General features: G+C 42.0%; 1 protein-coding gene. It reads right to left on the bottom strand.

Features of this window, described 5'->3' with window-relative positions; genetic code table 11:
* Window positions 1–662, bottom strand: a 662-nt coding sequence (locus tag LD39_RS21455) for a UvrD-helicase domain-containing protein (RefSeq protein ID WP_035553902.1), incomplete at both ends; no start/stop codon positions are given.

Genomic DNA, 662 nt, shown 5'->3' with positions numbered 1-662 from the left:
TCAGTTCATCATAAATTTTATTACTGTAAATCAACTCGGCTTCTTTTTCATATTCCATTTCCCCTACTTCTTCATCTAGCACCTGGCGGAAAATGTAGTTTGTAGCATCAAGCACCTGCTTGCGGCTCCGAAAGTTCCTGGCCAAATCGATTCTCTCTCCAGGCTGATCTTGGATACCGTACGCTTTGTATTTATTTAAAAAGAGAGAAGGCTCCGCGTGTCGGAAGCGGTAAATGCTCTGCTTTACGTCACCTACCATAAAGAGATGACCGGCTTCCTGTCCATCCGTCAATAATCGCAGCAACGTTTCCTGAACGAGGTTCGTATCCTGATACTCATCAATCAGCACTTCAGAAAATTGCTTATGAAATCCTTCGGCGACTTTTGAAGGCAAAGGCTGATCTGGCGTAGAATCTTCATCCAATAAAATTTGAAGGCAGTAATGCTCCAAATCCGAAAAATCCACGATTGCTTTTTCTTTTTTCAATTGTTCGTAACGCTCTTTGAAGTCTTTTACGATAGCCGCAAGTTGTTCCATGACAGGGTGAAGATCCTGCATATCCTTCAAGTAACTGGTCAGAGAGCGGGAAAACCATTCATCGCGGACATCATTCCAACGTTTTTTATAACCGTCGCGAATTTTTTTCGCTTTTTCTTTTTTT

It is taken from the genome of Halobacillus sp. BBL2006 (genome assembly GCF_000786645.1).
GTDB lineage: Bacteria > Bacillota > Bacilli > Bacillales > Halobacillaceae > Halobacillus.
The sequence above is the reverse complement of the archived record's forward strand: the minus strand, read 5'-3'. Positions and strand labels throughout refer to the sequence as shown.